The following is a 22,919-nucleotide window of genomic DNA, read 5'->3' as shown; positions in this document are numbered from 1 at the left end:
TTTCTGGCGACTTCCGCTCTCGCCTCAGGAGCCCTCGCGATGCCCGGGCTGTCGGGACAGGTTCTGGCGCAAGGCCAAGCCATCACGCTCGCCGTGCCGGTGCCGATCTCAGGCGCATTCGCGGCCAATGGCAAATACGCCGTGATCGGAGCGAAGCTGGCGGCTGAAGAGGTCGCTGCGGCGAAGGGCATCGAGGTGAACACGCTCGATCTCGACACCGAGGGCAAGCCCGCGACCGCCGTGCGCAAGGTGCAGGACTCGGCCGAGCAGAACGGCGCGAAGCTATTCGCCGGCGGCATCCTGTCCTCAGTCTCGCTGGCGATGGGCAAGGAAGCCGAGCGCGCGGGTGGCGTCTTCATGACCACCGCGGGTGCTGACGAGATCACCGGCAAGGACTGCAACAGCGCGACCTTCCGCTGGTCGGTGCCGACCTATGGCGCGATCAATGAGACCGTTCGCCCGCTGATCGACATGCTGCCCGATGCAAAGAAATGGTATACGATCACCCCGCAATATGTCTTCGGCGAAGGGCTTCTGAGCGCCGCCAAGGACGTATTCGAGGAAAAGGGCATCGAGCATGTCGGCAACAGCTACCATTCGCTGAGCGAACGGGAATTCTCGGGCTACCTGACCAACGCGATGGCCGCGCAGCCCGACGTTCTTCTGCTGCTGAACTTCGGCTCGCAATCCTCGGCCACGTTGCGTCAGGCAATCTCCTTCGGGATGAAGCAGCGTATGACCATCGTCATCGCATGGGCGTCGGGTCTCGAGCAGTTCGAGGAGCTGGGCGCGGATACCTGCGAGGGCGTCTATTTCGGCGCGCAATATTGGCATCAGGCGGACACGCCCGCGAACAAGGCGCTCGTGAAAGCCGTGCAGGAGAAATACGGCTACAACCCGAACTATTCGCTGGCGGGCTCCTACATCATCTCGAAACTTCTGCTCGAAGCTGCCGCCGAGGCTGGCAGCACCGAGGGCGCAGAGGTGGCCAAGGCGCTCGAAGGTCGGAAATACGACGGCCTGACCGGGCCGGAAGAAATCCGCGCCGCCGATCATCAGGTGATCAAGAACTACTACCTCCTGAAGGGCAAGGCGAAAGCGGATATGCAGGACAAGGACGACTACGCCGAGATCATCAATTCCGGCCAGTCCTTCCTCGATCCGGAAGCTGCGGGCTGCAAGTTGCCGGCCTGACCAGCCGACAGACCGTAGCCATGCCGATCCGCCGGGAGCTCCCCCCGTCTCCCGGCGGATCCCCTCTACTGCCTTACTGGGAGCGTGTGCCCGTGATCTACCTATTCCAGATCCTCAACGGCATCGGGCTGGGAATGCTATATTTCCTGCTCGCCGCCGGGCTGAGCATCATCTTCGGCCTGCTGCAATTCGTGAATTTCGCCCATGGCGCCTTCTATCTGCTGGGCGCCTATCTGACCTATGATCTCGTCGAGCGGGGCGTGAGCTTCTGGATCGCGCTACCAGTGGCGACACTGATCGTGGCGATCGTCGCTGGCGCGATCGAAGCGCTGCTGCTGCACCGGATCTATAAGCTGCCGCACACGTTCCACATCCTCGTGACGGTGGGCATCGCGTTGGTCTTCCAGGAGCTCGCGATCATCATCTGGGGGCCGATCGGCGGCTCCGTCCCCACGCCTGACGGGCTGGGCGGCGTCGTGATGCTGGGCAACTTCATCTACCCGCAATACCGACTGTTCACGATCATCGTGACGGCGGTGATGGCCGCGGGGCTGTGGTGGCTGCTGGAGGGCACGCGGCTGGGGGCAATTGTGCGCGCGGGCTCTGAGTCGGCGTCGAACATGGCGCTCCTCGGCTACAACACGATGCGCATCAACACCGCCGTTTTCGCCTTCGGCGCCGGGCTGGCCGGCCTTGCCGGAGCGCTTGCCGCGCCGATCCGCGGCGTCGAACCCTTCATGGGCGCCGAGGCGCTCTCGGTCGCCTTCGTCGTCGTCGTGATCGGCGGCATGGGCAGCTATACCGGCGCGTTGGTGGCGGGGTTGCTGATCGGTATCATCCAGAGCCTGATGACGACGATCTGGCCACAGGGCGCACAGCTCTTCATCTATATCGCGATGGCGGCGGTGATCGCGATCCGCCCACGCGGTCTGTTGGGGAGGGTCTGAGCGATGCATGTCCTCGATACTGCCAAGGTGCAGATCTGCCTCGCGCTCGCGACCGTGCTGATCCTGCCATTCGTGCTCAGTTCGGGCATCCTCGCGACAGAGATCCTGATCTACGCGATGGTCGTTGCCGCCTGTAACCTTCTTCTGGGCTATACTGGACTTCTGTCTTTCGGGCAGGGCATATTCTTCGGGCTCGGCACCTATGTCGCGGGGGTTCTGACGACGCGCTGGGGCGTTCCGATCCCGCTCGTGCTACTGGGCGCGGTGGTGCTGGGCGGGCTGGTTGCGACCGCCGTCGGCTGGTTCACGATCCGCCGTCAGGGCGTCTATTTCGTGATGCTAACGCTGGCTTTCGCGCAGATGTTCTACTTTCTCGCCTACACGTTCAGCGACATCACCGGCGGCGATAACGGCCTACTCGGCGTGCCGCGCCCGCAGATCATGGGGCAGGTGCTTGACGAGCCTTGGGCCTATTACACCTTCGTCGCGGTGTTCTTCCTCGTGATCTTCGGGCTACTGCTGATGGTCACGCGTTCGACCTTCGGGCGCACGCTGCTCGCGATCCGCGAGAACGAGGGGCGCGCCGCGGCGATCGGTTTCCCGGTGCGGCTCTTCAAGATTGAGGCTTTCGCGATCTCGGGCGCGATCACCGCCCTTGGCGGCGCGCTGCATGCGCTGCTGATCGGCGTCGCACCGCTCGAGAGCATCAACTACCACACCAGCGAGATGATCCTCGTGATGACGATTATCGGCGGCTCCACCAGCCTGTTCGGTTCAGTCATGGGAGCCGGGTTCTACCTGCTGCTGGCCGATACGCTCTCGGTGATCTGGCCGCGCTGGCTGCTGCTGCTGGGTCTTGTGTTGGTCACCGTCGCGCTGTTCTTCCAGCGCGGGCTGTGGGGGTTGGTCGAGCGTAGCTGGGACGCGCTGGTCGAACGCCGCAAGGTGACGCAGAAGGAGGCTGGCGATGTCTGATATTGCCTTGCAAACCCACGGGCTCGGCGTCCGCTACGGCACCTTCGATGCGCTGAGCGACGTCGATCTGAGCGTGAAGCGGAACTCGGTCCATTCGATCATCGGGCCGAACGGCGCGGGCAAGACGACGATGTTCCACGCACTCACCGGCACGGTTGATGCCAGCAGTGGCCGGATCGAGCTGGAGGGCCGTGATGTGACGCGCGCCTCTGACGATGACCGGGTGCGCCTTGGCATCGCCCGCTCGTTTCAGGTCACGAGCCTCTTTCCGGAACTGAGCCTGCGCGAGAACCTGCGGTTGGCCGCGCAAGGGCGCACGCCGTGGCAGGCGCTGATCCCGTGGCGCAGCGCGGAGGCCAGCAAGAGCGTGCTCGAGACGGCCGACGCGGTGATCGAGCGGCTTTCGCTCAGCCATGTCGCGACCCGCGCGGCGGGCGAGCTGTCGCATGGTCAGCAGCGCCGCCTCGAGGTGGGCATGGCGATCGCGGCGCGCCCGCGCGTGATCCTGCTCGACGAGCCGACTTCCGGGATGGGGATCGACGATATCGAGGGGATGAAAACGCTGATCCGCGATCTCGGCCGCGATCACACCGTTCTGTTCATCGAGCATAACATGGGCATCGTGATGAACATCTCGGACACGATCACGGTGATGCGTCTGGGCCGCAAGCTGGTCGAAGGCCCGCCCGCCGAGGTGCGCGACAATGCAGAGGTCAAAGCGGCCTATCTGGGCAACATGATCACGGGAGACATCGCATGACGGCGGCGCTTCGACTGACGGATCTGCACAGCTATTACGGCAAGAGCCACATTCTTCAGGGCGTCTCTCTGGAACTGGGAGAGGGCGAAATCGTCACGCTTCTGGGCCGCAACGGCGCAGGCAAAAGCACGACATTGAAAACCGCTGTCGGTGCGGTCACGCCACGCTCGGGCCGGGTGGAGCTGGCCGGGCGTGACGTCACCGGCCAGCCCGCGCATCGGATCGCCAAAGCTGGCGTATCCCTGGTGCCCGAGGATCGCGGCATCTTCCAGTTGCTGAGCGTCGAGGAAAACCTGCGCATCGCGGTCAAACGCGGCTCGCCCTGGGCCATTGCGGATATCTACAAGATCTTCCCGAGGCTCGAAGAGCGCCGGCGCAACGGTGGCGGACAGCTTTCGGGCGGCGAACAGCAGATGCTTTCCATCGCGCGCGCTTTGCTGGGCGGACCGAAGGTTTTGATGCTCGACGAGCCGGTCGAGGGTCTCGCCCCGATCATCGTCGAGGAGATCGTCTCGCAGATCGGACTGATCCGCGACGCGGGCGTGCCGATCCTTCTGGTCGAGCAAAACCTCGCCGTGTGCCGCGCTCTGGCCGACCGTCACTACATCCTTGAGATGGGCCGGATCGTCCACGAGGCCAGTGCGACAGAGTTCGACAGTGATTCCGAGACGATAGATCGCTATCTTGGAGTGAAGGCCTGAAACGGTTCACGGACATAAGGAAACAACGCAGCAGGCGCTTTCGCGCGGCGCAGAGCGTTGGTCAGGGAGCGGATGAACAAGAACGAAACCCGAGCCAGCGGCGGTCGACTGTCGCGGATCAAGCTGTCGGACCAGATCACCGAGGATATCCGCAGACGCATCTCGCGCGAGGGGCTGCATCCGGGCGATCGGCTGCCCAACGAACGCAGCCTAATGGAATATTACGGCTGCTCGAAAGGGACGATCCGCGAGGCGCTCAAGGCGCTCGAGGTGGAAGGCCTGTTGCGCATGGTCTCTGGCCCCAATGGCGGACCCGAGGTGCAGGCGGCCTCGATCGACATCGTGACCCAGCAACTGCGCCGCTACCTGCATTTCCAGAAGCTCGATTTCGCGCAGGTCTACGAATTGCGCGAGACGCTGGAGGTGGTTCTGGCGCGCAACGTGACGCCGCGACTGACCGAGGAGCATCTGGCGCGACTGGAGCAGAACATCGCCAATTGCGATGCGGCCAACGCCGCGCAGGACCGCGAGCGGGTGCGCGCGCTCGAGACCGAATTTCACGACATTCTGTGCGAGGCCTCGGACAACGTGATGCTGATCTTCATGTGCCGCTTCCTCAATTCGATGCTGCGCGATCTGGTCAGTTACCGCTCCGAGGCGATGCCCGAGCACGAGGATTTCGGCGAGCACAATGTCGATGCGCATCGGCAACTTCTCGCGGCGTTCCGGGCGCGCGATGCCGATGCGGCGGCGCGACTGATGGGCGAGCATATGGCCTGCGCCGCCTCCTTCATGGGCAAGCTCGACGCCTCCTTCCACATGGATCGCATGCTGTCGCGCTGACCGAACCCCGCAGTTTGCATTCCCGCATGGCTTGCCGCTTCGGCACAGCCCCGATGCCCTATTTTTCAAGACTGGAGTTTCCGAAATGAACGACACCGCCGAACCCGCTCTCTGGTCCATGGGCGCCACGCAAATCGCGGCTCTCGTGCGGTCGCGTCAGGTCAGTGCCCGCGAGGTGGCGCAGGCTGGACTTTCACGGCTTGAGGCGGTGAATCCCGCGATCAACGCCGTCGTCGAATGCCGACCCGAGGAGACGCTGGCCGCGGCGGAGGCGGTCGATGCCCGTATCGCGCGCGGCGAGGATCCGGGGCCGCTGGCCGGGGTGCCGGTGACGATCAAGGTGATCGTGGACCAGCGCGGCTATGCGACGACGAACGGGCTCACCTCGCAGAAGGATCTTATCGCGAAGACCGACAACCCGGTGGTTGCGAACCTGCTGGGCGCGGGGGCGGTCAGCCTCGGGCGCTCCAACACGCCCGCTTTCAGCTATCGCTGGTTCACCAACAACCTGCTGCATGGCCACACTTACAATCCGCGGCGCAAGGATTTGACGCCGGGCGGCTCGTCGGGCGGTGCTGGCGCTGCGGTTGCAGCCGGGATCGGAGCGATCGCGCATGGCACGGATATCGCGGGCTCGGTCCGCTACCCGGCCTATGCCTGCGGCGTGCATGGGTTACGGCCGAGCTTCGGGCGTATCGCGGCGCATAATTCCAGCGGGGCGGAGCGCGATATCGGCGGACAGTTGATGGCGACCTCCGGGCCGCTCGCGCGCTCGGTCGGGGATCTGCGGCTCGCTTTCACCGCGATGGCCAAGCCCGATCCGCGCGACATCTGGTCGGTGCCCGCGCCGCTGCACGGACCTGCGGTGGATCGGCGCGCGGCGCTATGCCTGCGGCCCGATGGCGCGCGGACCGATCCGGCGCTGGAACAGACCCTCTTGCAATCCGCCGAGAAGCTTCGCGCCGCTGGCTGGATCGTGGACGAGCTCGACGCGCTGCCGCCGATCGCCGAGGCCGCGCGGATGCAGGTCACTCTTTGGCTGGGCCACGACTATCCCGGCAAGCTTGCGGCGGCGCAAGCCGAGGGTGATCCGGGTGCGCTTCGCGTGCTGGAAGGACAGGCCGAGTTCATCCGCTCCCTCGCCCCCGATGCGATCCCGCGCGCGCTGATCCGCCGGGCCGAAATCGCGCGGGAATGGGCGCTCTTCCTTGAGCGCTACCCGCTGGTGCTGCTGCCGCCGAGTTCGGAATTGCCCTTCGCCGACAATCTCGACCTGGGGAGCGATGCTGATTTCCGCCGCGTCTGGGAAGCACAGAACGCGATGGTGGGCCTGCCAATCACCGGGCTGCCGGCGCTTTCGCTGGCCACTGGGGCCACGCCCGAAGGCGCGCCGCTGGGTATCCAGATGGTGGCAGGGCGGTTCCGCGAAGACGTGCTCTTCGACGCCGCGACAGAGATCGACGCGCGCTCCGCCCCGGTCGAGATCGCGCTATGTTAACCGCGGGATAGATGGCTCTTTGCGCTGCCGGGCCAGACGGCAGCCTCTTTGGGATATCGACCGGCAAGAGGGGTTCATCGCCCGGCTCGTCGCTCATTCCCGCAGAGCGAGATGACGTATCGAATGGGAAATGCGATCGAGCAGGCCCTGATCTTTTGCGAGATTCGTGCCCTCCGAGAATGCACGATGGCGAGCTTTGAGCGGGCCGGATGGGACGAGCTCGTCCCCTACCCTGTCGATTATCGCGCAGATGGGATTCTCGATGACATCGACTGGGATCTCGCGGGCCATCTCGACACGCTGGATCTCGCGATCAAGGAATGGGTCGGGATCTGGGCCTATGCGGCGAGCGGGAGATAGCTTATCCGGGCGGTGACGGAAGCACGGCCCGGTTTCATCCTCCGCGGGGAGCGCCTATAGGAGGATCGAACAAATTTTTCCCGGGCCACCATTTTCATGAAGATCACCGTCGTTACCGCCGTCTACAATTCCGAAGCCACCGTCGGCGAGGCTATCGAGAGCGTCGGGCGACAAACCCATCCCGAGCTTGAGCACCTTATCATCGAGGGGAAATCGAAGGACGGCTCGCTCGCCGCGATCGAACGCGCCGCCCACGACCGGATGACCCTCGTCAGCGAGCCCGACAAGGGGATCTATGATGCTCTCAACAAGGGCGTGGCGAAAGCCTCCGGCGATGTTCTGGGCTTCGTCCACAGCGACGACTTCCTCGCCCATGAAGACGTGCTTTCCCGCGTCGCAGCCGCTTTTGAGGACCCACAGGTCGAAGCGGTCTTCTCTAATCTCGACTACGTCTCGCAAGCCGACACGTCTAAGGTGGTGCGGCACTGGGCGACAGGTCCCTATAGCGCGGCGAAACTCAAGCGCGGCTGGATGCCGGCCCATCCGACCCTCTATCTGCGACGCTCCGTCTATGAGCGCTTGGGCGGCTTCGACACGAGTTTCCGGATCGCCGCCGATTACGACTTCATCCTGCGCTATTTCTCGCAAGCGACCGGTCGCTCGGTCTATATCCCCGAAGTGCTCTACAAGATGCGTTTGGGCGGCGTGAGCAATCGCAACCTCGCCCGGATCCGCGAGAAGATGGGCGAAGACTGGCGCGCGATCCGCGGCAACAAAGTGGGCGGTGTGATGACCATTGCGAGCAAGAACTTCTCCAAGCTCGGGCAGTTCGTCGAGCGGCAGAAGGGCTGAAAGCGCCCGAATAGATTGCCTCGCATTCTGAGCGCATCGGCTTGTCGGAACACAGTCCGCGTTGACCCGCGAAACCTTCGATCATTTTCACCCATAAATTGAAGCCGCGCCCTATTACGAAACTACCGCCCTTCGATTTCAAAAGACAATGAAGTTCAACATCGCCTCCAATCGCTCGCGCCTAACTTCAACCAGCGTAGTGTCGGCACGTCTAACGTGCCGACAACTTGTTTTCAGGCACTCACCGGCTTCGCTTCGGGAGCGAAGAGCTCCGGCCGGGTCTCGCGCAGGTGGCGCAGGGCGCGCTGCGGGTGCAGGTTGAGCGCGAACACGCCCTCTTCAGGGCCGTCCGGGAGCGGGGTGCCCGCAACCTGAACGCGGTCGAGCATGTCCATCTCATGGAGCGCAGCCAACACCTCGGGCGCGATCTCGGAGCCCGTCTGATCGGCCTCGGTGAGCGCCTGGCGCTCCCAGGAACGGGTGATGGTCGGCGTCAGGATCTCCGCCCCGGCCGCGCCGCGGCGCGGGATGTTGATCAGGTAGCCCCGCCCGATGGCGCGGCGTAACCGGGCGCGATCGGAGATCTCCACGATCTTCTTGCGCAGCTCCGCCGGAAGCGCCTCGAGGGTGCGCGACTTGCGCAAGGTGAGATCGTCCCAGGGTCCGGCCATGATGCTCTCATGGGCAAGTTTGAGAACCCTTTCGGCATTGTGGGTGATCGTCGAGACCCGGAAGCCGCCTGCCTTGGTCGGAATGACTCCTCGGTAGCTCAGGCCGGTGAAGATCGAGAAGATCAGCTCCACATGAACTGCGCCCTCATCACTCAACATGTCCACGGCATCGCGCCCGAGCCTGTTGATTTCCGAACTCTTTCCCGCCACTGAGCCCAATTCGCGTTCGACGAGAAAGGCGTAGTCCATCCGCTCGGGCGCGGGGACATACAGAGGCCGGCGCGGCGCGAGAATGGTTTCGACGGGTGTCATGCGCGGGTGGTCGAGACCGTTCAGACTGATCGCGTAGGTGATCGACTCGATGCCGTTCGTGCGAAGGCCGTCGAAAACCTCATTAAGCTTGCCAAGATTGCCGTAAACCGCGGCACGCACAATGGTCGGATCGGGATCAGCTGGGGCGAAACCGGTTTCTTCGATGATCGCATCGAGGGGCGTGACGAGCAGCACGGTGTAGATCTCTTCGCGACCCAGACCCGTCAATTCCTCGAGCCGATCGTCAAAGGCGTCATTGTCAAATACGGCATAGCCGTGGGCGCGGTCCAACTTCAGCGATGATTGCAGCGCGATGTTGGATTTGTAGCCAAAGCCTGCTGCGAACGCCTCGCTCAGATGGGCGCTTTTGATGCCTTCATCCTTGCGCTGGCCGCGCAGGATGCGACGCTTGATGCCATTCAGGATGTCGTGCGAAATCGGAAGGACGTTCATGTCCAGCCTCCATATGTAGGGGTCCGTTCGTCGCTTATACCAACCCGGGAAATGGAGGGTGGTATGGTCGTCTTGGGTAGTCGGTCAGCTGTCTAAGTCGACGAAAACTCGAGCCGTTTGCGCTCCGCATGGCAACATTTCAGCGAACCATCATGCTGTCAATTGGATTATCCGAAAACTTTGGCATCTCGAAAATTGGAAGGAGCCTGCAGCGCGAACTCGAAGGATTTCTCTCGCGTTCGCCGCCAGCATAGGAACGACGCCGTGGCAATTCGCTTGCAATAGCGTCTACCCGTCATGGGATGCGCTCGATACGAGATCCGGAGCGCCCTCGCCTAGACTTGCTGCCAAAGTGGCCGATCTCCGCTGTCTCCAAGCAGCTTGCGATCACACGCCCGTGACCTCCCTTGCCGGATGACTGGATTTGCATAAACACCCTTTTAGCGGGTGCAGCGATCTGTTACCGCTCAACTTTGAACGATGTCGGATTTTCGACTCCAAACTATGAACGCCGCTCCCCTCAGGCTGACCCGAGTCAGCGCTGATGCGGTAGCCTGCCAGAATGCGAGCTTCTGATGGCAGGGCAGCGCAGCAAGGTCCAGGAAGATATCCGCTTTCGCGTTTTGAGGCTTCTCGAGGAAAACCCGGAAATGTCGCAGCTTGAGCTGGCAGAGGCGGTCGGGGTTAGCACGGGAAGTGCGAACTATATGCTTAAAGCACTGGTGGAGATCATTAAAGGGACTGGATGGGCTCGGAAAATAGACAAGCTGTAATCGGACCCTTGGGAAACATAAAAAAAGCGGATCAAAGACTTGCTAGGAACAGGTCAGCAATAGTGAAAAATCAAAAAAATATAGACCTCATCCGCATTATTTCAATTTTTGCCGTCGTCATTCTGCATGTCGCTGCTTTCGATGTCACGCAAAGCGACCTGGGGACCACCGAATGGTGGACGGGGAATATCTACGACGCCGCGAGTCGATGGTGTGTTCCCGTGTTCGTTATGGTGAGCGGAGCGCTACTCCTACAGCAGGAAGACAAGGGCACCCTATCCGCTTTCTACCAACGTAGACTAAAGAGAATTGCCATCCCTCTCCTCGTATGGACAATTGCTTTTCTCGTCTATGGAGACTTAAAGTTAACTCTGGGCGACAAAGCCTTCAGTTTTAACGAAAATTTGAAGCTGATAGCATCGGGAATTCCCTACTTTCACCTTTGGTTTCTGTATATGATTGCTCCGCTATACCTTTTCACTCCCTTTATTAAACGCTTAATATCGGCCTGCCCGCGCAATGAACTGTGGTTACTTGCGGCCATAACTTTCCTAATCGCAGCGCTCAGTGAGATAATCGACAATTATCAGGGCAACGGACCTGGGTTTTTCGGCGCTTGGTTTTTGATGTACTTACCCTACTTCTTGAGTGGCTATCTCATTTACACAGAAAGCAGCTTCCATTCTCAAGAGAAACTTTTATGGGCGACCATCCTTGGCATGTCAGTCACAGCAACCGTAGCGGCCGTATACATTGTCGCGGTTAGGCACGGGTTGGACACCGGCCTCTATTTCTACTCCTACTTAAGTATCACGGTCATACCCATGTCATTCAGTATCTTTGCACTTTTAGCTCGAGCAAAAAATGATTTCGTTCATGAAAAAGAATTACGGAACTTTTCCAACTTAACTCTTGGAATATACCTGATACACCCTGTGTTCCTCGACTTATTCCAAAGCCTTCTGAAGGGGCTACTTCCTCCGGCTTTCAATATTCCTGTTAAAGCTATTTTGGTGTTTCTGGCTTCAGCTCTGGTCGCGCTAGCGTTGTCACGCATTCCATATCTCCGAAGAATCATCTGACGCGAAATCAAGCCGCAAAGCGGTGAAGCGCAGATAATTCAACATGAACAGGCGTCGCAAATTCGCTTGCCCCAAGGACATCGATGTGCCCAGAGGGCTCCACAATGATAAACGAAAGTGAACGGTTACTTCAGCGATGACTGCCGCCAGGCTCAATTTGACAAAGCGTGGCGCCAGAAGTTCTTCTGTATCAATCCGCTCAAACAGTGGCTTACTCATGGTCGGGTCAGAAAATTTTGCCCCACTTTTTTCAGATGCAGCAACCAACTAACGCTCACCTTTTAACGATGCCCGACTTTCGACGCCATATTGTGAACGCCCTTCCCTTCAGGCTGCCCCGAGGCAGCGTTGAGACGGCAGCCCACCGAAACGGCAATTACTGATGACAGGCCAGCGCGAAAAGCTTCATGAAGACACCCGTTTTCGGATTTTGCGCCTCCTGGAGGAGAATCCGGAACTGTCGCAGCGAGACCTCGCCCGCGAGGTGGGCATCAGCACCGGGAGCGTGAACTACTTGCTCAAGGCGCTCACCGATAAAGGCCTGGTGAAGCTCGGGAACTTCAAGGCGGCAGAAGACAAGAGACGCTATGCCTACTTGCTGACGCCGAAAGGCGTGGCGGAGAAGGCAGCGATTACGCAGCGCTTTTTGGCAAGAAAGATGGCGGAGTTTGAGGCGCTGAAGGAGGAGATCGCCGCGCTCAAAGCCGAGATAGACCCGAAATGACGAAATTATTGGAAGCTAACCGCTACACACAAATGATGTTGGGCGTAGTCGCAGTTTCACGTCTTATGAACTGGCCCCAACAGGTCCCATTTGTCATCAAGTGGCGGCGTAGTGCCGACCGGGAAGACCGTCGCCCTGCGCGCTACCAACGCCGTGCCTGGAAAAATCCGTGCCGCTCGTTGGGAGCACTAGATCTGGCGAAACCCGGGGGCCTTGCTCGCGAGCGACACGCCGCAAGGAGTAACAGAGGATGAACTCTTTCAACCTTCGGCGCAACGTCGTGAGCACTGTTATCAGCTTCGGCCTCAATCTCGTATTGGTGTTTGTAAGCTATAGGCTAGTGATCCGACACGGAGGGCTAGAGGCTGTCGGATTATGGGCGACGTTGCGATCTTGGATCTTCATAATCCGGCTCGGTGATGCCGGCATGGCCAATGCGGTGGTGCGCTATGCAGCGGCATGCGACCCCTTGAGTGAACCAATGCGCATTCGGCGATACGTTGATTCAGGTTTGGCGATGAATAGCGCGCTGTTTCTCGCACTTTCCTTAGCAGGCTGGGCGATCTTCACAACCTACCTATCACACATCCTGCCCAAGCAGCCAGCCGCCCAAGCAGCGGCGCTACCCCTTTTGCCAATTCTTTTCACCAGTTTTTTCCTGGAAAACATCTCGGGCCTAGTAATGGGATGTTTACGGTCGATCCACCGTGGCTATGTCGCTGCTTGGATCAGCGTCGCAGGCACAGTGACGCAACTCGCAGTTGTCGTCCCGCTCGTGCCACGAGTTGGCCTAGCAGGGCTCGCTTGGGGTTACTTTGCTCAATTCGCGTTGATGCTGGGAGTAGGATGGGTTCTGTTCCTTGTCTATCTGCGTCGCGGCGCAGGTGAGAGCGGTGGAGCGCTGCCGATCAACGGCTCGTGGTCAGTATTGAAGGAAATGTTCGTTTACAGCGTCACCTCGCAAGTCGCCAACCTCTCAAATGGGATCTTCGAACCCTTGGCCAAAATCATGGTCGGCCGGCTTGGCGGACTTGAAGCTCTTGGCATTTTCGAGCTTGCTTGGCGAATGGTTGCACTGCCGCGCAATGCCATTGTGTCAGGCGTTCAGGCAGCAGTGCCGGCAACAACGCGTCTAATCGTGAGCGATCTCGAGGCCACGCGAGCGCTCTATCGTCGATCGCTTCGGCTGACCATGACCGCCGGCCTCGGTGTCCTAATAACTGTCGTCATCGCATCGCCAGTGGTCTCCTGGCTCTGGCTTGAGCGACTTGATACACGCTTGGTGATCTTTGTCGCAATCCTCGCTACAGGCTTCTTTGTCAATATGACCGGTGCCCCCGCATTCACGATCGGCGTTGCTAGCGGTCGGTTAGGACCAAATATTCAGTCGGCACTCATTAGCGTGGCGCTGATGATGGCGCTTGCCAGCTTAGGCAGCCTATTGGGCGGTGTTATCTCGATAACCGCTGGAATCGCCTTCGCGCTCATATTCGGTGGTATTTACATTCGGTATCGGAACGAGCGCGTGCTAGAGGAATGAGAATGGGCAAGGTTGTTTTTATTACGTATGCAACAGGGAATTTCACTCCGCTTGCAGACGAATTATGCCAAAGCGCACTACGCGTTGGATTTGACGAGGCGAAGGCCTTAGGCCCAAATGATCTTTCTAAGGAATTCAAAACGGCCAACGCAGCATTGCTAGCTGAAAAGCGTGGCGCTGGCTATTGGGCTTGGAAACCAGAGATAATCCGAAATAGTCTCAACTTGTTAAGTCCCGGTGATTTGCTTGTGTACTGCGACTCGGGACGTAACCCCTACTATCGCTTCAATAGGTTTCCAGGTCTCCTGGCAAAGCGGGCCATGAAGGAAGGGTTACTGCTTAATGCTACCGTGCCCCAACATGGCAACCTCGCCCGGTGGACAAAGCGAGATTGCCTTACGGTTCTGAACATGGACAGAGATGATGTAATCTGCCGGCCGCAAATACAATCAGGCTGGAGTTTTTGGACACCCTGCGAGATGGCTTTTCGTGTCTTGGATGACTGGGGGAAGGCATGCACCGACCCACGTTGCGTTTCAGATTCACCAAATACACTTGGTTTACCTAATTATCCCGAATTCGTCGATCATCGGCATGATCAGTCCATATTAACATTACTAATATATCGCGACCAACTGCCCCATCTTGACTATCGCTCGAAAGGACTATCGAGAATCTTGATGCTGCGCAGAAAATCAGCTCTAGCTCAACGATTTATGTCAAGAATTGACGATGCGGAAATGATGGAGCAAGGCAAAATGGTTTCGGCACTTGTGCGGTCCTTTTTTGATTTGCGTCGTTTCAGAAAACACAACATCGAGGACGGACGCCTAAAAATAAATATTGATCAGCTCAGCAGGAGATTTGATTAGAGGCGAATTTTCTTATGAAAAATTCTTCGTGCTTCCAAAAAATTTGATTGTCCTCTTGCCGCGAGAACTGACAATTCAATGAGGCTTCAATGCACAGAGAGACAACTATCCTGTGATAGCCGCGCATGCTTCCGACATTTTTGCGAATGGGAGGCAAACGTATATTCACCGAAAAGACAAGAATATTCGACGTAATGCTCAGTATCGGCTGCGTCCCGCATACGCCGTGACTAACTGGCTTTATAAAGCCAAGGAAATTGAAATGACCCAAGGCTCAAAAGCTGCCGCCGCTCACCTAGTACATATGCGAAGCTTTGGAGGACATCGGCGGGAATATCTAACTTTGTTTTCCAGAATGTTCACGCTCGAAGCTTCAACAGGAAAGGTCAGCAGGCGCAATATACTCCGTCTTGCTCGGGCGAAGCGGCTGCTGTTTGGGACTATTGACGACGATTATCTCGGCTTCTTCTTGGTCGGGATGCTTCGCGCAGCGCTGGGCCGACGCACCGTTGGAGTGTTCCTTCGGCCACAGACTTGCTTTAACACCTCTGGCCTGCGCTACAGAATCAAAAAGGCAGCGTTCGCTACGGCGAGGATGATACCAAGGCTTTCAGTCTTCACCATCGTTCCATTCTCGGTAGCCCCCGAATATGCGTCGATCGCCACTGGTGGACTGATCGATCCTCAAATGTGGGACCAATACGGATCACGAAACGACCCTCTCAATGAAGAAATTTATGAAATTATAAAAAACAAAGCTGCTGGTCGCAAAGTGCTTTCGTTTATAGGTAGCGTAACTGAAATTAAAGGCACACGCCTTCTTAATGATCTATTAAACTCTCCCGATTGGCCCGCAGACAAATTGCTCCTGGTCATTGCAGGAAAGTTTCCTCATAGTAATTTCGATTTAGCAGATAAAGCTGACAGGATTGGATCTCTTGTTATTGACCGATATGTAACTGACCAGGAGATTAGCGGCATTTATCAGGCGTCAGATTTAGTTTGGTGCTGCTACCACCCTGAATACAATCAAGCTTCTGGAATTTTTGGCCGATCCATTCAATTCCGTCGCACCCCGATAGTCCGCAGACATTCAATCATCGAAAGGGTTTCCAAAGAAGTTTCGGCTCAGTGCGTTCCTTTAGATTATGAAAGCCCGACAAGATCACTTGATGCAATTAGGGAGAACGTTGCCACGGTTGAAAGTGCAGAAACCTTCCACAATCTAGCTTTCGAGGATTGGGAAAGTGAATTTTATCACACGGTCGACCAAGCCTTATGAACGCTAAGATAATCGCTTCCACCGCATTTATTTTCGTTTGCACCTGGTCCTTGTTCGGCTTTCCTCTACTTGCAGCTATTTCAGCAGCGATTGGATTTTCGAGTACAACTCCATCAATTGCAATTCGAGCCATTACCGCTGGGCTTTCGCTATACCTGATTTTGACGCGACTCAAAACAACGCACCGCCTATATATATTTTTTTTCTGCGCCTTTTGGCTTGCTTACACATTGCGACTTTATATCGACCTCGAGATAGAAGGCCGGCAGTTCTATAATTCAGCGGGTGTCTTTTGGAGTTGGAGTATCGGCGCGTGCTTCTTACCAGCGTTAGCGGCAGCTGTCAGCTTTAGCGCCAGTGCGCTAGTCACAATTCGCCGCCTAGGTCTTTGGATATCAATTTGTACAACTTTTCTCCTCATTACATTCGGCCATAATTCGGTTGTCAACGCGTTAGGCGAAAGTATCGACATCAATCGCCTGAATGTTTCATCACTGAACCCAATATCGGCTGGGCATGCGGCCGCAACTACAATAATAATTTCCGTGTCATCTTTTATTTTTTCGAAGACTTCGCGACTGGAAAAAGTCGCCGTCGTGACATCTTGCGGGGCGGGAGCATATCTTCTCATTCTTTCTAACTCACGCGGCCCCGTTGTGTCGTTAACTCTTGCGTTTACTTTACTTTTGTTGGCAAAAATACAGCATAAAAGGCTCCTCTCAGTAACTTCCTTTTTCATCATCGGAGCTTTGGTCGCAGCATACCTGAACCGAAGCCTCTTATTTGATAATACGGGTATTCTTTACAGATTCGAAGTTATAACGTCAGGGAAAGACATGTCGACCGCCGGTCGGCTAATATCCACTTCTGGTGCTTGGCATCAATTCTTGGAGAATCCCTTTTTTGGAAACAGCTTACAAGAAGAGATTACAAAGTTTTATCCTCACAATGTGATACTTGAAAGCTTAATGTCCACCGGCATCACAGGCGGCATTGCCTTTGTTATAATGGTAGCTCTTGCACTTCACGCGAGCTGGGCGATTCTTCGAACCTCGGCAAAGGATTCTTGGATCGCCCTGATTTCTTTGCAGTATATTTTCGGCGCCCAGTTCTCCGGTGCTATCTATCAATCCAATACAATGTGGTTGTCGATGTCTCTTGTTTGCGCCCTTTGGTGGATATGCCGCAAGCGTCGCGCTCCGCACACTGAACCAGCCAAGCGCCGCTCTCAGCCCTATACCATATCTTGAAAGATTAATAAAAAGTTCTGGGACAGAATCCATCTTTAGCCGCATCAATGCATGGGGAATCTAATGAAACGCCCGAATAGTCCTCCTAGGGTCGCTGTTGTTTATACGCACTTTCCCCACTACAGATCGCCCATTTTTGATCAGCTACGAAAATCAGAGCGTCTCAATTTTACGATATATTTTGACGGCCGCGGTGTTGACTCGACAATCGCGCCGGGAAGAGCCAATCAGAAAGATATCGAATTGCGCACCTTTCGGTTTGGCCCATTCTTTCTACAGCCCGGATTTTTGCTCACCGCTATGTTTGGAAAAGTGGATGCGTGCATACTTCTCGGCAATCCGTACATACTTACCAACTGGATTTCAGCAGCTTTGCTGCGACTCAGAGGCAAGAAAGTATTCATGTGGACGCACGGCTGGCTTCGGGAAAGCGATGGATGGAAAGACATCATTCGCAATTTGCACTATCGGCTCTCCAACGCGCTTTTTCTTTATGGAGATCGAGCGCGAGCTATCGGTCTGAAACTCGGTTTTTCATCTAATATGCTCGAACCTGTATATAACTCTCTGGATTACGATCTCCACGCTCACATTCGCGATCAACTTTGTGAAACGGTCACTCCGAATGAGGGCCAATTCTTGGTCGTATCTCGCCTTGTTCCTGAGGTTAGAATTGACATCGCGATTAAGGCTTTAGGAAAGCTGAACCGTCGCCTACCTTGGCCAACTCATCTTGTAGTCGTTGGCGATGGGCCGGAACGTGAAAAACTTGAGGAATTGGCCCTGACAGAGAACGTCTCAGTATGCTTTGCAGGAGCAGTATATGATGAACATCATTTAGCTCGACTATTCATGTCCTCCACCGCGGTGATTTCTCCCGGAAAGGTTGGCCTTCTTGCAATGCATGCGCTTGGATATGGAAGGCCGGTTATAACTCACGGCGACTTTAATCATCAGATGCCGGAAGTCGAAGCCATCATTGACGGCGAAACGGGACTTTTTTTTCAGCGCGACAACGTAGACTCCCTTGTGGATTCGATAGAATTTCTTTTGGAGAAGGAAATTCCTTACACATCAAGCAAAAAGGCCATTGAAACTATTGAACTACGCTACACTCCCGATGCCCAACGTAAACTGATTGAAGAGAAAATCTTAAAGATGCTGAAAGGTTAATTGAGAGATGCAGCTTAGATCGATACTCAGGCTTGCTAAAATGCAGATAACGCGCCTACGTTATCGGACATTTAATGTTCATTTCGAGACCTATCTCGCGCTAGGCTCAAAACTACATCCTTCTCTTATAATGGGACCATATGGCTACATCGGCCGAGGGGCCGAAATCCCATCAAAGGTAGCAATGGGAAAATATGTTATGATCGGACCCGATTTTTTGGTAACGGGAAATAACCATAATTATAATTTGGCGGGGAAGCCAATAATTTTCTCAGGACGCCCTTCAGCACGAAATTGCGTTATCGAAGATGATGTTTGGATTGGGGCTAGGGTGACGGTTATGATGGGGGTTCGTATTGGAAGAGGCGCCGTCGTAGCGACTGGGGCGGTTGTTACTCGTGATGTCGAACCATATTCGGTTGTTGGCGGCGTCCCTGCACGCTTCATAAAGTGGCGTTTCTCAAAAGATGAGATAGAGGTTCATGATGCTCATCTCGCCACTGATGCAACACCTGGTGACTTTTGTGAGCCGGTTAAATGAAACATCTCATGTAGAAAAGCTTGTGAGAGAGCAACACATGTCAGAGAGCTACAGCATTGATGTCTCTGCCAATCGTAAGGCTGAGAAATGGACGAAACGTGAAAAGGCAGGCCGCGTGTTGTGGGCTCTTGTTCAACCATTATTTCGTCTTAGCCCACGCCCTTTTTGGGGCTTACGTCGCTGGCTCCTGCGTTGTTTCGGCGCACGGGTCGGGGCCGAGGTCCATATCCACCCAAGCGTGCGCATCATCATCCCTTGGAACCTCATTCTCGGCGCCCAATGTGCCGTGGGGGACCGGGCGATCCTTTACTCGCTCGGACCGATAACCATTGGCGCGCGCGCGACGGTCTCGCAAGGCGCACATCTGTGTGCCGGAACCCATGATTTGGCAATCTCAAATCGGCCCCTCCTGAAATTGCCGATAAGTATTGGCGCCGATGCCTGGATCGCGGCCGACGCCTTTATTGGGCCGGATGTCACTGTCGGCACCGGAGCCGTAGTGGGTGCGCGCGCCGTAGTGGTGAAGGATGTGGAGGAAGGATGGATTGTGGCTGGCAATCCGGCAAGGCTGATCAGAAAGATTGGGTCATGAGCGACGTAGACGACACTGGCCGCCATCGCCTCGAGAACGCCGAACGCATAGCCCCGAAAGACTATATTCTTTCCATGTTCGTCGCAGAGCTTGACCGACTTAGCCCAGCTTTCAGCCGCGTTCCGCGGGTCTTAACGCTCAGCTGTGGCAACTGCTCGTCCGACGCCGAGATGGCAGCGTGCGACTGGCAGGTGACCGGGGCCTCCTTCGTCACTCTCCGTGGGCTGCTGCGCAAGTTAGGCTTTACCGATATGCAATTTGAGCGGAGTTGGCGCATCCCTTCAATCGCCAACACTATGGTCGCCAAAACCCAAAAAACTGGTCTATTATGCTTACTGCCGTGATCATGACGCGCGATGAAGAGCGCCACGTTGCCCGGGCGATCCGATCGCTGGACGGAATTGCCGATCGCATCTTTATCGTCGACTCCGGGTCAACTGATCGGACCGTCGAGATAGCAGAGGAGATGGGCGCCGAAGTCCGCTTCAATCCTTGGCGCAACCACGCGAGCCAATACAATTGGGCGCTCGACCAGTTGCCCGCCGATACCGACTGGGTGCTGCGCCTCGACGCCGACGAGATTGTCACCGAGGCATTACGTGCTCAGATCGCGGAAACACTGCCCAAAGTTGGCATCGAAATCGACGGCATTGTAGTTGGCCGTCGTATGACCTTCCTCGGTCGCGCAATCCGCCACGGCGGACTGTTCCCAATTCGCATAATTCGAATCTTCCGACATGGCAAAGGCCGGTGCGAAGACCGCTGGATGGACGAGCATATCAAGGTCGCGGGGCCTGTTGTTGAGCTCTCGGGAGAGATTCTCGACGACAATCAGAATTCTCTGACCTGGTGGACCGCCAAACACAATGCCTACGCCAGCCGCGAGGTCGTAGATCTTCTGAACCTCGAATACGGCTTCATGCAACATGAAACGGTGGCCGAATTAGGAGGCGGCCAGGCAGGTGTCAAGCGCTGGCTAAAGGAAAAGATCTACGCACGATTGCCCACCGGCCTCCGGTCTTTCGCCTATTTCCTTTACCGATACTTGCTCCGCTTTGGCTTCCTTGACGGCCGGGAAGGTCTCGCATTCCACGTGCTGCAAGGCTTTTGGTATCGCTTCCTCGTCGACGCCAAGCTCGACGAGGTGCGCCATTACATGGCGCTTACCGGAGCGGACGCACCCACAGCCATCCAACAAGTGTTGGACATCGATGTGACAGCTTAAAGTGCCGTTCACCTCCCCACATTGTGTTCAATGTTCTTCAGTGAGCGCGTGAGCACACCAGCTAATCTCGAGTTATTAACGCCCATGCACCGCGGGGTATGACGCCCGGCATCCGGCAGGACCGCTCACTCCTACTCGTTCAACTCCTTTCCCACACCAACCCGGGTAAGCTCTAAGTAAAGTCTCCAAGGAAAGTTCATGAAGAAAGCACTAATCACAGGCATTACGGGCCAGGACGGTTCCTACCTCGCAGAATTCCTTTTGGAAAAAGGCTACGAAGTCCACGGCATCAAGCGACGCGCCTCGCTTTTCAACACCCAGCGGATCGACCATATCTACGAGGATCCGCATAGCAACCACGCCCAAATGAAGCTTCATTACGGCGATCTCTCTGACACCTCGAACCTCACGCGCCTGATCCGCGATATCGAACCAGACGAAGTCTACAACCTCGGCGCGCAGTCCCACGTTGCGGTCTCATTTGAGGCCCCCGAATATACCGCTGACGTCGATGCGATCGGCACCTTGCGGATGCTCGAAGCAATCCGCTTCCTTGGTCTCGAGAAGAGGACGCGGTTCTATCAGGCTTCGACGTCCGAACTCTACGGTCTCGTCCAAGAAACCCCGCAGAAGGAAACCACCCCCTTCCACCCGCGCTCACCCTACGCGGTCGCCAAGCTCTACGCCTACTGGATCGCGGTGAACTATCGCGAGGCCTATGGGATGTATGCCTGCAACGGCATCCTGTTCAATCACGAGAGCCCGCGGCGCGGCGAAACCTTTGTGACACGCAAGATCACCCGTGGCCTTTCGAACATCGCGATGGGGCTCGAACCGTGCCTTTACATGGGCAACATCGACAGCTTGCGCGATTGGGGCCATGCGAAGGATTACGTCCGCATGCAGTGGATGATGCTGCAGCAGGACGCGCCAGAGGATTTCGTCATCGCTACCGGCAAGCAATATTCCGTGCGCGAATTCATCACCTGGAGCGCGCGGGAATTGGGGATTGAGCTGGAATTCTCGGGCTCCGGCACCGAGGAGATCGCGACTGTCGTCTCTATCGAGGGCGACAAAGCTCCCGCTTTGAAGGTCGGGGATGTCGTTATGCGGATCGATCCGCGTTACTTCCGTCCTGCCGAGGTGGACACGCTTTTGGGTGACCCGTCAAAGGCAAAGGAAAAGCTCGGCTGGGTGCCCGAGATCACCGCGCAGGAGATGTGTGCCGAGATGGTCGCCGAGGACCACAAGGCCGCGCGGCGCTACGCGCTTCTGAAAGAACACGGGCTTGACCTACCGGTCTCGCTCGAAGGCTGAGGCAGTCCAATGACCAAGATTTATATCGCAGGCCACCGCGGCATGGTGGGCGGCGCGATCCTGCGCCAGCTGGAGACGCGCCAGGGCAATAGCGAAGCTCTGGAACTGATCAACCGCACGCATTCTGAACTCGACCTGACCGATCAGGCGGCGGTGCGCGCGTTCATGCAGGCGGAGAAACCCGACGTGGTGATCCTCGCGGCCGCCAAGGTCGGCGGGATCCACGCCAACAACACCTACCCGGCCGAGTTCATCTACGAGAACCTGATGATCGAGGCCAACGTGATCCATCAGGCCTTCGCCGCCGGGGTCACCAAGCTCCTGCAACTCGGCTCATCCTGCATCTATCCGAAAGCCGCGCCGCAGCCGATGGCGGAGGACGCGCTGCTCACGGGGCCTCTCGAGCCCACGAACGAGCCCTATGCCATCGCGAAGATCGCCGGGATCAAGCTTTGTGAGAGCTACAACCGGCAGCATGGCGTGGATTACCGCTCGGTGATGCCCACGAACCTCTACGGGCCGGGCGACAACTTCCACCCGCAGAACAGCCATGTGCTGCCTGCGCTGATCCGGCGCTTCCACGAAGCGGCGCGCGACGGATTGGAGGAGGTCACGATCTGGGGCACCGGCACGCCGCGGCGTGAGTTCCTGCATGTCGACGATATGGCCGAGGCCTCGCTCTTCGTGCTCGACCTGCCCAAGGGCGCCTACGACGCGAATACCGATCCGATGCTGAGCCATATCAACGTAGGCTCGGGCACCGACATCTCGATCCTGGAACTCGCGCAGATGGTTGCGACGGTGACGGGCTTCGAGGGCCAGATCGCGACCGACCCGTCGAAGCCCGACGGCACGATGCGCAAGCTCATGGATGTCAGCCGCCTGAAAGCGATGGGCTGGCAGGCGCGCATCGGCCTCGAAGACGGGATCGCCGAGACCTATCGCTGGTTCCTCGCAAACTACGACACAGCCAGAACCTGAG

The 22,919-nt window shown here is 57.2% G+C and carries 25 protein-coding genes; 23 read left to right on the top strand and 2 right to left on the bottom strand.

What is annotated here, in order from left to right:
* The first annotated feature begins 39 nt into the window (after positions 1–39).
* From BMI88_RS01640 to BMI88_RS01600, 9 genes are all read left to right on the top strand, one after another.
* Positions 40–1,194 carry an ABC transporter substrate-binding protein gene (locus BMI88_RS01640; protein WP_246831799.1) on the top strand — a complete coding sequence of 385 codons (1,155 nt, stop codon included), beginning with the start codon at positions 40–42 and terminating at the stop codon, positions 1,192–1,194.
* 92 nt (positions 1,195–1,286) lie between these two features.
* Positions 1,287–2,141: a branched-chain amino acid ABC transporter permease gene (locus tag BMI88_RS01635; RefSeq protein ID WP_246831798.1), complete on the top strand. Its 855-nt coding sequence runs from the start codon at positions 1,287–1,289 to the stop codon at positions 2,139–2,141.
* Between the two features lie 3 nt (positions 2,142–2,144).
* Positions 2,145–3,116 carry a branched-chain amino acid ABC transporter permease gene (locus tag BMI88_RS01630; protein ID WP_078545455.1) on the top strand — a complete coding sequence of 324 codons (972 nt, stop codon included), beginning with the start codon at positions 2,145–2,147 and terminating at the stop codon, positions 3,114–3,116.
* Entirely contained in the window at positions 3,109–3,876 is a 768-nt protein-coding gene (locus BMI88_RS01625) for an ABC transporter ATP-binding protein (protein ID WP_078545453.1), read from the top strand. Before BMI88_RS01630 ends, BMI88_RS01625 begins: the two co-directional genes overlap by 8 nt.
* Positions 3,873–4,577, top strand: coding sequence for an ABC transporter ATP-binding protein (locus BMI88_RS01620; RefSeq protein ID WP_078545451.1), 705 nt, complete (start codon positions 3,873–3,875; stop codon positions 4,575–4,577). The genes BMI88_RS01625 and BMI88_RS01620 overlap by 4 nt, the downstream gene beginning before the upstream one ends.
* A 72-nt stretch (positions 4,578–4,649) precedes the next feature.
* Positions 4,650–5,420 (top strand): FCD domain-containing protein, encoded by a 771-nt coding sequence (locus BMI88_RS01615; protein ID WP_078545449.1) that lies wholly within the window; start codon positions 4,650–4,652, stop codon positions 5,418–5,420.
* A gap of 85 nt (positions 5,421–5,505) precedes the next feature.
* Positions 5,506–6,918 carry an amidase family protein gene (locus BMI88_RS01610; RefSeq protein WP_078545447.1) on the top strand — a complete coding sequence of 471 codons (1,413 nt, stop codon included), beginning with the start codon at positions 5,506–5,508 and terminating at the stop codon, positions 6,916–6,918.
* A 186-nt stretch (positions 6,919–7,104) separates the two neighbouring features.
* Complete coding sequence (locus tag BMI88_RS19680) at positions 7,105–7,278, top strand: hypothetical protein (protein ID WP_168173922.1); 174 nt, start codon at positions 7,105–7,107, stop codon at positions 7,276–7,278.
* A 96-nt stretch (positions 7,279–7,374) separates the two neighbouring features.
* The gene (locus BMI88_RS01600) at positions 7,375–8,130 is read left to right on the top strand and encodes a glycosyltransferase family 2 protein (RefSeq protein ID WP_078545444.1); all 756 of its coding nucleotides are present in this window, start codon (positions 7,375–7,377) and stop codon (positions 8,128–8,130) included.
* A 233-nt stretch (positions 8,131–8,363) separates the two neighbouring features.
* Here BMI88_RS01600 and BMI88_RS01595 read toward each other — a convergent pair whose 3' ends face one another.
* The gene (locus BMI88_RS01595; RefSeq protein WP_078545442.1) at positions 8,364–9,566 is read right to left on the bottom strand and encodes a hypothetical protein; all 1,203 of its coding nucleotides are present in this window, start codon (positions 9,564–9,566) and stop codon (positions 8,364–8,366) included.
* 575 nt (positions 9,567–10,141) lie between these two features.
* Here BMI88_RS01595 and BMI88_RS01590 point away from each other — a divergent pair.
* On the top strand, positions 10,142–10,339 hold the full coding sequence (locus tag BMI88_RS01590) for a winged helix-turn-helix transcriptional regulator (protein ID WP_078545439.1): 198 nt from the start codon (positions 10,142–10,144) through the stop codon (positions 10,337–10,339).
* Between the two features lie 62 nt (positions 10,340–10,401).
* Complete coding sequence (locus tag BMI88_RS01585; protein WP_168173921.1) at positions 10,402–11,421, top strand: acyltransferase family protein; 1,020 nt, start codon at positions 10,402–10,404, stop codon at positions 11,419–11,421.
* Here BMI88_RS01585 and BMI88_RS19415 read toward each other — a convergent pair.
* On the bottom strand, positions 11,389–11,688 hold the full coding sequence (locus tag BMI88_RS19415) for a hypothetical protein (protein ID WP_146673447.1): 300 nt from the start codon (positions 11,686–11,688) through the stop codon (positions 11,389–11,391). The genes BMI88_RS01585 and BMI88_RS19415 overlap by 33 nt on opposite strands.
* Before the next feature lie 115 nt (positions 11,689–11,803).
* Between BMI88_RS19415 and BMI88_RS01580 the strand changes: the two genes are divergently transcribed.
* The 12 genes from BMI88_RS01580 (at position 11,804) to BMI88_RS01540 (ending at position 22,918) form a co-directional block, all read left to right on the top strand.
* Positions 11,804–12,145: a MarR family EPS-associated transcriptional regulator gene (locus tag BMI88_RS01580; RefSeq protein WP_078545435.1), complete on the top strand. Its 342-nt coding sequence runs from the start codon at positions 11,804–11,806 to the stop codon at positions 12,143–12,145.
* 250 nt (positions 12,146–12,395) lie between these two features.
* Positions 12,396–13,685 (top strand): oligosaccharide flippase family protein, encoded by a 1,290-nt coding sequence (locus BMI88_RS01575; RefSeq protein ID WP_078545433.1) that lies wholly within the window; start codon positions 12,396–12,398, stop codon positions 13,683–13,685.
* A 2-nt stretch (positions 13,686–13,687) separates the two neighbouring features.
* Entirely contained in the window at positions 13,688–14,557 is an 870-nt protein-coding gene (locus tag BMI88_RS19410) for a hypothetical protein (RefSeq protein ID WP_146673446.1), read from the top strand.
* A 262-nt stretch (positions 14,558–14,819) separates the two neighbouring features.
* Positions 14,820–15,839, top strand: a complete 1,020-nt coding sequence (locus tag BMI88_RS19405; RefSeq protein WP_146673445.1) for a glycosyltransferase — start codon at positions 14,820–14,822, stop codon at positions 15,837–15,839.
* Positions 15,836–17,089, top strand: a complete 1,254-nt coding sequence (locus tag BMI88_RS01570) for an O-antigen ligase family protein (RefSeq protein ID WP_078545431.1) — start codon at positions 15,836–15,838, stop codon at positions 17,087–17,089. The genes BMI88_RS19405 and BMI88_RS01570 overlap by 4 nt, the downstream gene beginning before the upstream one ends.
* A gap of 63 nt (positions 17,090–17,152) precedes the next feature.
* Positions 17,153–18,262 carry a glycosyltransferase gene (locus BMI88_RS01565; protein WP_168173920.1) on the top strand — a complete coding sequence of 370 codons (1,110 nt, stop codon included), beginning with the start codon at positions 17,153–17,155 and terminating at the stop codon, positions 18,260–18,262.
* Between the two features lie 184 nt (positions 18,263–18,446).
* Positions 18,447–18,803 carry a DapH/DapD/GlmU-related protein gene (locus BMI88_RS01560; RefSeq protein ID WP_168173919.1) on the top strand — a complete coding sequence of 119 codons (357 nt, stop codon included), beginning with the start codon at positions 18,447–18,449 and terminating at the stop codon, positions 18,801–18,803.
* On the top strand, positions 18,745–19,395 hold the full coding sequence (locus BMI88_RS01555; protein WP_246831797.1) for an acetyltransferase: 651 nt from the start codon (positions 18,745–18,747) through the stop codon (positions 19,393–19,395). Before BMI88_RS01560 ends, BMI88_RS01555 begins: the two co-directional genes overlap by 59 nt.
* Positions 19,392–19,739, top strand: coding sequence for a hypothetical protein (locus BMI88_RS19675; protein ID WP_168173909.1), 348 nt, complete (start codon positions 19,392–19,394; stop codon positions 19,737–19,739). The genes BMI88_RS01555 and BMI88_RS19675 overlap by 4 nt, the downstream gene beginning before the upstream one ends.
* 2 nt (positions 19,740–19,741) lie before the next feature.
* The gene (locus BMI88_RS01550) at positions 19,742–20,620 is read left to right on the top strand and encodes a glycosyltransferase family 2 protein (protein WP_246831796.1); all 879 of its coding nucleotides are present in this window, start codon (positions 19,742–19,744) and stop codon (positions 20,618–20,620) included.
* A 198-nt stretch (positions 20,621–20,818) separates the two neighbouring features.
* Positions 20,819–21,937, top strand: a complete 1,119-nt coding sequence (gmd, locus tag BMI88_RS01545; protein WP_078545423.1) for a GDP-mannose 4,6-dehydratase — start codon at positions 20,819–20,821, stop codon at positions 21,935–21,937.
* 9 nt (positions 21,938–21,946) lie between these two features.
* On the top strand, positions 21,947–22,918 hold the full coding sequence (locus BMI88_RS01540) for a GDP-L-fucose synthase (protein WP_078545421.1): 972 nt from the start codon (positions 21,947–21,949) through the stop codon (positions 22,916–22,918).
* Position 22,919: the final 1 nt, after the last annotated feature.

This window comes from Thioclava sp. F36-6, assembly GCF_002020305.1.
Taxonomy (GTDB): domain Bacteria; phylum Pseudomonadota; class Alphaproteobacteria; order Rhodobacterales; family Rhodobacteraceae; genus Thioclava; species Thioclava sediminum.
Note: the sequence above shows the minus strand (reverse complement) of the source record. Positions and strands in the feature narration are given on the sequence as shown.

What these genes read in the sequence shown, in the direction of transcription:
- gmd (WP_078545423.1), top strand. Translation starts at nt 20,819, where the DNA reads ATGAAGAAAGCACTAATCACAGGCATTACGGGCCAGGACGGTTCCTAC.
- BMI88_RS01590 (WP_078545439.1), top strand. Translation starts at nt 10,142, where the DNA reads ATGGCAGGGCAGCGCAGCAAGGTCCAGGAAGATATCCGCTTTCGCGTT.
- BMI88_RS01595 (WP_078545442.1), bottom strand. Translation starts at nt 9,566, where the DNA reads ATGAACGTCCTTCCGATTTCGCACGACATCCTGAATGGCATCAAGCGT.
- BMI88_RS01630 (WP_078545455.1), top strand. Translation starts at nt 2,145, where the DNA reads ATGCATGTCCTCGATACTGCCAAGGTGCAGATCTGCCTCGCGCTCGCG.
- BMI88_RS19675 (WP_168173909.1), top strand. Translation starts at nt 19,392, where the DNA reads ATGAGCGACGTAGACGACACTGGCCGCCATCGCCTCGAGAACGCCGAA.
- BMI88_RS01610 (WP_078545447.1), top strand. Translation starts at nt 5,506, where the DNA reads ATGAACGACACCGCCGAACCCGCTCTCTGGTCCATGGGCGCCACGCAA.
- BMI88_RS01615 (WP_078545449.1), top strand. Translation starts at nt 4,650, where the DNA reads ATGAACAAGAACGAAACCCGAGCCAGCGGCGGTCGACTGTCGCGGATC.
- BMI88_RS01625 (WP_078545453.1), top strand. Translation starts at nt 3,109, where the DNA reads ATGTCTGATATTGCCTTGCAAACCCACGGGCTCGGCGTCCGCTACGGC.
- BMI88_RS01575 (WP_078545433.1), top strand. Translation starts at nt 12,396, where the DNA reads ATGAACTCTTTCAACCTTCGGCGCAACGTCGTGAGCACTGTTATCAGC.
- BMI88_RS01565 (WP_168173920.1), top strand. Translation starts at nt 17,153, where the DNA reads ATGAAACGCCCGAATAGTCCTCCTAGGGTCGCTGTTGTTTATACGCAC.
- BMI88_RS01580 (WP_078545435.1), top strand. Translation starts at nt 11,804, where the DNA reads ATGACAGGCCAGCGCGAAAAGCTTCATGAAGACACCCGTTTTCGGATT.
- BMI88_RS19410 (WP_146673446.1), top strand. Translation starts at nt 13,688, where the DNA reads ATGGGCAAGGTTGTTTTTATTACGTATGCAACAGGGAATTTCACTCCG.
- BMI88_RS01555 (WP_246831797.1), top strand. Translation starts at nt 18,745, where the DNA reads ATGATGCTCATCTCGCCACTGATGCAACACCTGGTGACTTTTGTGAGC.
- BMI88_RS01600 (WP_078545444.1), top strand. Translation starts at nt 7,375, where the DNA reads ATGAAGATCACCGTCGTTACCGCCGTCTACAATTCCGAAGCCACCGTC.
- BMI88_RS01570 (WP_078545431.1), top strand. Translation starts at nt 15,836, where the DNA reads ATGAACGCTAAGATAATCGCTTCCACCGCATTTATTTTCGTTTGCACC.
- BMI88_RS01560 (WP_168173919.1), top strand. Translation starts at nt 18,447, where the DNA reads ATGGGAAAATATGTTATGATCGGACCCGATTTTTTGGTAACGGGAAAT.
- BMI88_RS01640 (WP_246831799.1), top strand. Translation starts at nt 40, where the DNA reads ATGCCCGGGCTGTCGGGACAGGTTCTGGCGCAAGGCCAAGCCATCACG.
- BMI88_RS19405 (WP_146673445.1), top strand. Translation starts at nt 14,820, where the DNA reads ATGACCCAAGGCTCAAAAGCTGCCGCCGCTCACCTAGTACATATGCGA.
- BMI88_RS01620 (WP_078545451.1), top strand. Translation starts at nt 3,873, where the DNA reads ATGACGGCGGCGCTTCGACTGACGGATCTGCACAGCTATTACGGCAAG.
- BMI88_RS01550 (WP_246831796.1), top strand. Translation starts at nt 19,742, where the DNA reads ATGACGCGCGATGAAGAGCGCCACGTTGCCCGGGCGATCCGATCGCTG.
- BMI88_RS19680 (WP_168173922.1), top strand. Translation starts at nt 7,105, where the DNA reads ATGGCGAGCTTTGAGCGGGCCGGATGGGACGAGCTCGTCCCCTACCCT.
- BMI88_RS01540 (WP_078545421.1), top strand. Translation starts at nt 21,947, where the DNA reads ATGACCAAGATTTATATCGCAGGCCACCGCGGCATGGTGGGCGGCGCG.